The organism is Methylobacterium sp. B1, assembly GCF_000333255.1.
GTDB lineage: Bacteria > Pseudomonadota > Alphaproteobacteria > Rhizobiales > Beijerinckiaceae > Methylobacterium > Methylobacterium fujisawaense.
This window is the reverse complement of sequence record NZ_BACT01001050.1, coordinates 1-7,768: the sequence shown is the minus strand read 5'-3', so window position 1 is coordinate 7,768 and position 7,768 is coordinate 1. Positions and strand designations below refer to the sequence as shown.

The window sequence follows — 7,768 nt, the reverse complement described above, 5'->3', positions numbered from 1 at the left end:
TCCCGATGTCGAACGACCTGCGGGTGAGCTTCCAATTGATGGGGCTCGACGGGGGCGAGTGAGCGGCGCACGCGACGGGGCGGCGCCTCGCTTTCGCCCAACCGGCACGCGAGGAAGATCCGGCCTGACCGTGTTCCTCCCGCCGCGAGCGTGCCTCCTTCCATGCTGATCGCCGCGCACTGCCCGAAACCGCTCGCCCTGGTGCTGGCCGCCGCCCTCGCCTGCGCCGCCTCGGCGGCCTGCGCCCACCCCCACGTCTGGGTCACCGCCAAGGCGCAGCTCGTCTACGAGGGCGGAAAGCTCGTGGGCGTCCGCGACACGTGGAGCTTCGACCCCGAATACACGGCCTTCGTGACCCAGGGCCTCGACACCAACAAGGACGGCAAGCTCAGCCCGGAGGAGCTTGCCGGGCTCGCGGCCGAGAACACCGCCAACCTCGCCGAGTTCGGCTACTTCACGAAGCTGAAGGTCGGCGGCAAGGAGCAGGCCTTCAGCGATCCGAAGGAGCCGGCAGCCCATATGGAGGACAAGGCGCTGGTCATGACCTTCCTGCTGCCCCTGAAGACGCCGGTCCAGCAGGGGCGGGGCGTGGCTGCGCTGGAGGTCTACGACCCGACCTATTTCGTCGCCTTCTCGTTCGCCGAGGGGACCGACGCCGCGACCCTCGCGGGAGCGCCGCAGGGCTGCGCCGCCACGGTGACCCGCCCGAAGACCGAGCAGCCGAAGACGGCCGATGCCGGATCCCCGGGGATGACCGAGGCCTTCTTCGAGGCGCTCACCGCCGCCTCGACCTACGGGGTGCAGTTCGCCAGCCGGGTTCTCGTGGCATGTCCGTAGGGATCGGGATCGTCGCCCCCGCCGGGGCGGGACGGCTGGGGCTGAGGCTCGGCCTCATGGCGCTGGCCATCGGGCTGGCCGCGCTCCTGGCGGCCGGGATCGCGTGGCTCGTCGCGCCCGGCCTCTCCGCGCCGCCGCCGCGCTCGCCCTTCGGGATCGGCTTCCGGGAGGCTGCCCCGTCCGCCACGGGGATCGGCGGGGTGATCCTGGCACTGCAGGCGAGCTTTTCCCGCAGCCTGAACGCGGCGGTCAGCGCGCTGCGGGGCGGCGGCAGCTGGGACCCGCTGGTCGGCCTCGCCTTCGCGTACGGGGTGTTCCATGCCGCCGGTCCCGGCCACGGCAAGGCGGTGATCGCCGGCTACATCCTGGCGGGGGAGCGGGCGCTCCGGCGCGGCGCCGCGCTGAGCCTCTGCGCCGCGCTGCTCCAGGCCTGCATGGCCGGGGCGATCGTCGGCCTCGGCACCCTGGTCCTCAACGCCACGGCGGCGAGCATCACCCGGGCCGGCACCCTGATCGAGACCGTGAGCTTCGCCCTCGTCGCCCTGATCGGGCTGGTGCTGACGTGGCGCAAGGCCGGACGCCTCGCGACCCTCGGTGCGGGCTGCGGCCCGGGCTGCAACCACCTGCCCGGGCCGCAGGCCCTCGACACCCTCGACACGTGGCGCGAGCGGGCCGGGGTGGTGCTGGCGGCGGGCACGCGCCCCTGCGCCGGCGCGGTTCTGGTCCTGGTCTTCGCGGTGTCGCAGGGCGTGCCCGGGGCGGGCGTGCTGGCGGTTCTGGCGATGGCCCTCGGCACCGCCCTGACCACGACGGCGCTGGCCTGCCTCGCGGTCTTCGCCAAGCGCGCGGCCCTGCGCCTCGCCGGCGGCCGGGGACAGGCGGGCCTCCTGGCGCTCGGCGGCCTCGAACTCGTCGCCGCCGCCTTCGTGCTGGTTCTGGGAGCCGCCATGCTCTCCGGCCTCGCGCCTGGGCTCGGCGGCTGAAGGGCCTCGCCATCCGGGGCGCGGCGTGCCACGCTGCGCACCCGAGACGGAGCGCGCGCTGATGCATCCCGATTTCGAGACGATCCTGAACTGGCGTCTGCTCGCCGGATCGCATCCCTTCCCCGGCCCGGACGGCGGGACCTGCATCAACGAGGCCGCGATCGTGGCCGCGGGCCTGCCCTACCGGGCGATCCGCTCCAGCGCCGATTGCCCGCCCTGCTTCTCCAGGCCGGTCGCCGCCTACGCCCTCGGGCTCAACGACACCATGCCGGACGAGGCGCGCCCCCAGCTGATGGCCTTCGTGCTGCGGCTGTCGGGCAGCGCCGACGCTCCGGAGATCGAGGCCGCCCGCACCCGGACGCTGGCGCTGGAGAGTGTCCGCCGCATCCTGGCGCCGCTCTGCGCCGTCGCCGGCATGGTCGAGGACGCGAAGGCCTGCGTCGGCGCGCCGGACTGGCCCGCGGCCCTGGCGGCGGCGAACGCGGCCGCGTGGCGGGGCGGGGCGCGTTCGCAGGCGGCGGCCGAGGCGCGGCGCTGGCGCGAGGGCGCGCTCACCGCGGCGGTGTCCCGCACCGCGACGGCGGCACAACGCGCGGGCACGGATGCACGCTGCGCCGCGGAGGTGGCCGAAGGCGCCGCGCCCTTCGTGGCCGGGACCTGGAGCCAGGCCTGCGCGATCCTCGACGAGGCGCTCGCCATCGGCCGACAGGCTCCGGAGATCGCGCTCGTCGGCGCCCGTCAGCGCATGGACGCCGCGCGGACCGGGGCGCTGGCCTGATCAGGCCGCCGCGGGCGCCGCATCGAGATCCAGCTCGATGGAGCCGCAATTCTCCAGGAACGTGCCGGTGAGGTGGTAGAAGAACGTGCCGTGCCCGACCACCGCGATGGTGGCTTCCGGCCGGGCCCGCAGCCAGTCGCGGAACGCCGCGACCCGGGCGTCGAACAGGGGGCGCGGCTCCACCGGGTAGCCGCCGACCTCGCAGCCCGGCTCCGCATGCCACCAGACCTCGGGCAGGTGCCCGACATCGAGGTGCGGAAACTCCGCGGCGATCTCCGAGGCCGCCCGGCCGACGTCGCAGCTGCTCTCCTGGCATTCCCGGTGCAGCACCTCGACGAGGACGCGCGGCCGGCGCGGATGGTCGCCGAACAGGATCGCGGCGGTCTCGATCGCCCGGGTCAGGGGCGAGACCACCACCAGATCGAAGGGGACCGACCGGAGCCGGTCCCGCGCGGCCCGGGCCTGGGCGTGGCCCAGCTCGGTCAGGCGCGCGTCGAGGAGGCCGGGATCGCCGCCCCCATGCCTGTGCGCGGCGTTGAACGTGGATTGCCCGTGGCGGATGCAGACGATGCGGGTCTTGTCCTGCATGGATCTCGGATGCGTGTCGGGGAGGGCGGGGTGCACGGGACCGGTCAGACGAAGCGGCCGCCGCGCTGGATGACCTCGATCTTGTAGCCGTCCGGATCGGTGGCGAAGAAGAACCGCGCCAGCACGTCATCCCCGTGTTTGAGCGTCTTGACGTCGGTGGCCGTGAAGCCTTCGCGCCGGTGCCGGGCGTGCTCGGCCTCCACGTCGTCGACCACGAAGGCGATGTGCCCGTAGCCGTCGCCGAGATCGTAGGGCTTGTCGCGGCCCTTGTTCACCGTGAGCTCCAGTTCGAACGGCGAGGCCGGATCCCGCATGTAGACGAGGGTGAAGTCCGGGAAGTCGAACCGGTCGGAGACCTCCAGGCCGAAGGCGCGGGCATAGTAGTCGCGCGCGCGCTCCTCCTCGAGGACGCGGATCATGGCGTGGACGGGCTTGGACATATGCTGTGGGTTCCGTGAGCGGGCGGGCGGCGCGCCGGGCCTCCTATGTGGCGCCCGACCCACGTGCCGAAAAGGGCCGGCCCCGACTGCAGATCCGCGGCCCCGATGGTGTCCGGCGCCGCACCCTCGGAGGGTCGGCGTCACCGGACGCGGGGAGACCGGCAGGACATCGTCCGGGCTTTTCGACCGCAGGTTCTCATGATCGACCATCCAATTCGCTTTGGATTTGTCTTTCTCGATGTCCTATTCGAGAAAAGATTAGTGATATTCGACAACATCACCACCTGTAAAGTTTCAATCTCAAATCTGCCGATGTTTGTATCTTGATAACACCACCGTATTAATAGATTTTTTACGTATGATGCTTACAAATGCTCCGGGATCGATTATTTCACAGACCAACCAGTCCGATCGGGTGCACGACCGCCATGTTACGCTTGTCCAACATCAAGGTTCTGCCGAAACTGGTGGCCGTGATTACCCTGATCGTTACGATCGTCGGCGGATGCATCTGGTATGCACAGTCACAGATGACCAAGATCGACGACGGGTACAGCCACTTCATCGTCAACGAGGCGGCCGCCGTCGCCGAGGCGCGCCGGCTCAACCGCCTGATGATTGAGCTCAATTACTACGTGTACCGGGTCATAGCGGAGACCGAGCCGTCCCAGATGGAGAATGCCAACAAGGGCTTCGAAGCCGTCCTGCCTGAGGTGAAGGCACTGCTGCCGGTCTTCCGGTCGCACGCACCGAGCTTCGCGGCGCGCATCGACGAGCAGGCGGCACGCATGGAGCGCTACATCCGGGACGTCAGCGAGGTTCGCCGGCTCGGCACTTCCAACCAGAACGACCAAGCCATCGCGCTGGTCCACTCGGCGATCGACCCGGTCTTTTCCGGCATGCTCGCGGACGGCAACAGGCTCGCCGAAGACATCAGCGCTTACATGGCGAAGGGCTCGGACGACCTGACCGATCAGACCAACGACACCCGCCGCGCCCTGATGACCGTCAGCGCCCTCGGGTTGCTCGCCGGACTGATCGCGGCCGTGTTCGTCGCGACGGTCGGCATCACTCGCCCGCTCGATCGTTTGGTCATGGTCCTGCAGCGCATGGCGCAGGGCGAGATCGATGCCGAGATCAAGGAGGCGGCGCGCAAGGACGAGGTCGGCGCCGTCGGCAAGGCGGTGGAGGGCATCAAGGCCATGGTCGCCCGCAAGGCCGCCGAGGAGGCCGAGGTCAAGCGGCTTGCCGACGAGGCCGCGGCCGCCGAGCGCAGGCGCACCATGCTGGAGCTGGCGGACGGGTTCGAGCGGGCGATCGGCAGCATCGTCGGGATGGTCTCGTCCTCGGCCACCGAACTCCAGGCCACCGCCCAGACCATGACGGCCAGCGCCACCGAGACGGCCAGCCAGTCCACCACCGTGGCCGCCGCCGCCGAGGAAGCTTCCGCCAATGTCCAGACCGTGGCGGCCGCCGCGGAGGAACTGGGCTCGTCGGTGCAGGAGATCGGCCGGCAGGTTTCCGGCTCGGCCCAGCTCGCCCAGTCGGCGGTGGGCGAGGCCGATCAGACGCAGCATCTCGTCCAGGCGCTGAGCCAAGCCTCGGCCCGCATCGGCGACATGGTCGGGCTGATCTCGACCATCGCCGGGCAGACCAACCTGCTCGCGCTCAACGCGACGATCGAGGCGGCCCGCGCGGGGGATGCCGGCCGCGGCTTTGCGGTGGTCGCCGCCGAGGTCAAGGAACTCGCCGCCCAGACCGCACGGGCCACCGAGGAGATCAGCCAGCAGATCGGACAGATCCAGGGCGTCACCGGCCAGGCGGTCACGGCCATCGAGACGATCGCCAGCCGCATCCGCGAGATCGACGGGGTGGCCACCACCATCGCGGCGGCCGTCGAGGAGCAGGGTGCGGCGACGCAGGAGATCGTCCGCAACGTCTCCCAGGCCGCGGCCGGAACCGACGAGGTGACCAGCAACATCACCGGCGTCGCCAGAGCCTCCGAGGAAACCGGCGCGGCCGCCGCCCAGGTGCTGGGCGCGGCGGGCGAGCTGTCGCGCCAGTCCGAGCATCTCGGGGCGGAGGTCGCCCGCTTCCTGAGCACGGTGCGGGCGGCCTGAGGCCGGCTCAGGCCCCGATCCGCAACACCTCGGTCCGTGCGCCGGCCTGGGCGAAGGCGTCCGGGTCGGCACCGGTCATCCAGACCTGCCCCGGGAGTGCCTCCAGGGCCTCGAACAGGCCGGCCCGGCGGCGGGGATCGAGATGGGCCGCCACCTCGTCGAGCAGGATCAGCGGGGCGATGCCGCTCATGGCGCGCACGAGCCGCGCATGGGCGAGGACGAGACCGATCAGGAGCGCCTTCTGCTCCCCCGTGGACGCCGTGCCCGCGGGCACGTCCTTGGGACCGTGGCGGACCACGAGGTCGCTGCTCTGCGGCCCGATCAGGGTGCGCCCGGCGGCCCGGTCCCGGTGGCGACCGTTGCGCAGGGCGAGGCGGTAGCGGTCCTCCGCCTCGATGGCCGGCCAGACCGCGACGAGATCGTCCAGATCGCCTTCGAGCCGGATGGAGGCCCAGGGGAAGGGCTGCGCGTCGTCCCGGGTCTCGGCGATCAGCCGGTCGAGGCGCTCGGCGGTCTCGCGCCGGGCGAGGGCCACGGCGACGCCCAGCTCGGCGACCTCCCGCTCCACCGCGTCGAGCCAGCGGTCGTCGTCGGGGCGCTCATCCAGCAGGCGGTTGCGCGAGCGCAGGGCCCGCTCCATCGCGGAGACCCGGGCGCCGTGCGCGGCATCGACGGCCAGCACGAGACGGTCGAGGAACCGCCGCCGGTCCCCGGCCGCGCCGCGGAACAGCCCGTCGAGGTCGGGGGTCAGCCAGACCACCCGCAGGAACTCGCTGAACGCCACCGGCGAGGCGGCGGTGGCGCCGTCGATCCGGCAGAGCCGGCTCGTCCGCCCGTCGGGGCCCGGCGGCTCCAGCCCCGTGCCAAGCCGGTGCTCGGAGCCCTCTCGATCGAGGGTGAGGGACACGGCGAAGCCCCCCGGACCGCCGTTGCGCGCCATCGCGGCGAATTCCGCCCGGCGCAGGCCCCTTCCCGGCACGAACAGCGAGATCGCCTCGAGCAGGTTGGTCTTGCCCGCGCCGTTCTCCCCGACCAGCGCCACGAACCGCGCCCCGGGGGTGAGCTCGAGATCGGCGTGGTTGCGGAAATCACGGGCGATCAGGCGTGTGACGCGCAGATCCGACCCGTTGGGCTCGACCCGCGGATCGAGGACATCGCTCATCGGGGAACCCGGAGGTCGAGCCGCACCGCGCTCAACCGTCCCTTCTTGTCTGACATCCCATCCAACTACCGCATCCCGAGGTGCCCGCGTCGGCGGCCCTCGAAGGAGTGCTCCAGAACCCGTGTCGCCATCTGGAGACCTCCTGCGAGGCCTCCGCTACGCTCCGGCACCTCAGGACGAGGGCAGGACCAGGACGTGCCGCGGCAGACTCACACCCGCATCGGCATCAGCACGTACAGCGCCGGCGCGCCCTCGCGATCCTGGATCAGGGTCGGGGAGCCCGGGTCGGCGAGCTTGAACAGGGCGGTGTCGCCCTCGAGCTGTGCGGTGATGTCGAGCAGGTAGCGGGCGTTGAAGCCGATATCGAGGTTGGCGGCCTCGTAGTCGACATCGAGCTCCTCGGTGGCGCTGCCCGAATCCGGGTTGTTCACCGAGAGCGCGAGGCGCCCCTCGGCGAGCCCGAGCTTCACCGCGCGCCCGCGCTCCGACGAGATCGTCGAGACCCGGTCCACCGCCTTGGCGAAGGCGTCGCGCTCCACGGTCAGCCGCTTGTCGTTGTTGGCCGGGATCACCCGCTGGTAATCCGGGAAGGTGCCGTCGATCAGCTTGGAGATGAGGGTCAGGCCACCCGCGAAGCGCAGGCGGATCTTGGCGGGCGACAGGTCGACCGCGACGGTCTCGCCGCCGTCGTCGAGGAGCTTCTGGATCTCGGCGACCGCCTTGCGGGGCACGATCACGCCAGGCATGCCGACACTGCCCTGCGGGGCCGGGATCTCGACGCGGGCGAGCCGGTGGCCGTCGGTGGCCACGGCCCGCATCACGGGTCCGCCTCGGTCTCCAGCGTGTGCAGGTAGATGCCG

The 7,768-nt window shown here is 71.5% G+C and carries 7 protein-coding genes and 1 pseudogene; 4 read left to right on the top strand and 4 right to left on the bottom strand.

The genetic code is table 11. From position 1 onward, the window contains the following. The first annotated feature begins 162 nt into the window (after positions 1 to 162). The 3 genes from I53_RS29250 to I53_RS29240 all read left to right on the top strand — a co-directional run bounded on the left by I53_RS29250 (position 163) and on the right by I53_RS29240 (position 2,598). On the top strand, positions 163 to 837 hold the full coding sequence (locus I53_RS29250; protein ID WP_043357713.1) for a DUF1007 family protein: 675 nt from the start codon (positions 163 to 165) through the stop codon (positions 835 to 837). Then, entirely contained in the window at positions 828 to 1,820 is a 993-nt protein-coding gene (locus I53_RS29245) for a nickel transporter (RefSeq protein ID WP_043357711.1), read from the top strand. Before I53_RS29250 ends, I53_RS29245 begins: the two co-directional genes overlap by 10 nt. Positions 1,821 to 1,881: 61 nt before the next feature. Beyond that, positions 1,882 to 2,598, top strand: coding sequence for a hypothetical protein (locus I53_RS29240; RefSeq protein WP_043357709.1), 717 nt, complete (start codon positions 1,882 to 1,884; stop codon positions 2,596 to 2,598). Here I53_RS29240 and I53_RS29235 read toward each other — a convergent pair whose 3' ends face one another. Further along, the gene (locus I53_RS29235) at positions 2,599 to 3,186 is read right to left on the bottom strand and encodes a histidine phosphatase family protein (RefSeq protein WP_043357706.1); all 588 of its coding nucleotides are present in this window, start codon (positions 3,184 to 3,186) and stop codon (positions 2,599 to 2,601) included. A 44-nt stretch (positions 3,187 to 3,230) separates the two neighbouring features. Further along, a complete protein-coding gene (locus tag I53_RS29230; RefSeq protein ID WP_043357704.1) occupies positions 3,231 to 3,626 on the bottom strand; it encodes a VOC family protein in 396 nt (131 codons plus the stop codon). Positions 3,627 to 4,054: 428 nt separating this feature from the next. Here I53_RS29230 and I53_RS29225 point away from each other — a divergent pair, with 428 nt between their 5' ends. Then, positions 4,055 to 5,746, top strand: coding sequence for a HAMP domain-containing methyl-accepting chemotaxis protein (locus I53_RS29225; RefSeq protein ID WP_043357702.1), 1,692 nt, complete (start codon positions 4,055 to 4,057; stop codon positions 5,744 to 5,746). 7 nt (positions 5,747 to 5,753) lie between these two features. Here the strand turns inward: I53_RS29225 and recF are convergent, their stop codons facing one another. Then, entirely contained in the window at positions 5,754 to 6,908 is a 1,155-nt protein-coding gene (gene recF / locus I53_RS29220) for a DNA replication/repair protein RecF (RefSeq protein WP_051045120.1), read from the bottom strand. 209 nt (positions 6,909 to 7,117) lie between these two features. Continuing rightward, a pseudogene (dnaN, locus tag I53_RS29215) lies at positions 7,118 to 7,768 on the bottom strand (DNA polymerase III subunit beta); the annotation flags it as partial.

Bases quoted from the DNA above. Each gene is read 5' to 3' on its own strand.
- I53_RS29250 (WP_043357713.1), top strand. From the start codon at position 163: ATGCTGATCGCCGCGCACTGCCCGAAACCGCTCGCCCTGGTGCTGGCC.
- I53_RS29245 (WP_043357711.1), top strand. From the start codon at position 828: ATGTCCGTAGGGATCGGGATCGTCGCCCCCGCCGGGGCGGGACGGCTG.
- I53_RS29240 (WP_043357709.1), top strand. From the start codon at position 1,882: ATGCATCCCGATTTCGAGACGATCCTGAACTGGCGTCTGCTCGCCGGA.
- I53_RS29235 (WP_043357706.1), bottom strand. From the start codon at position 3,186: ATGCAGGACAAGACCCGCATCGTCTGCATCCGCCACGGGCAATCCACG.
- I53_RS29230 (WP_043357704.1), bottom strand. From the start codon at position 3,626: ATGTCCAAGCCCGTCCACGCCATGATCCGCGTCCTCGAGGAGGAGCGC.
- I53_RS29225 (WP_043357702.1), top strand. From the start codon at position 4,055: ATGTTACGCTTGTCCAACATCAAGGTTCTGCCGAAACTGGTGGCCGTG.
- recF (WP_051045120.1), bottom strand. From the start codon at position 6,908: ATGAGCGATGTCCTCGATCCGCGGGTCGAGCCCAACGGGTCGGATCTG.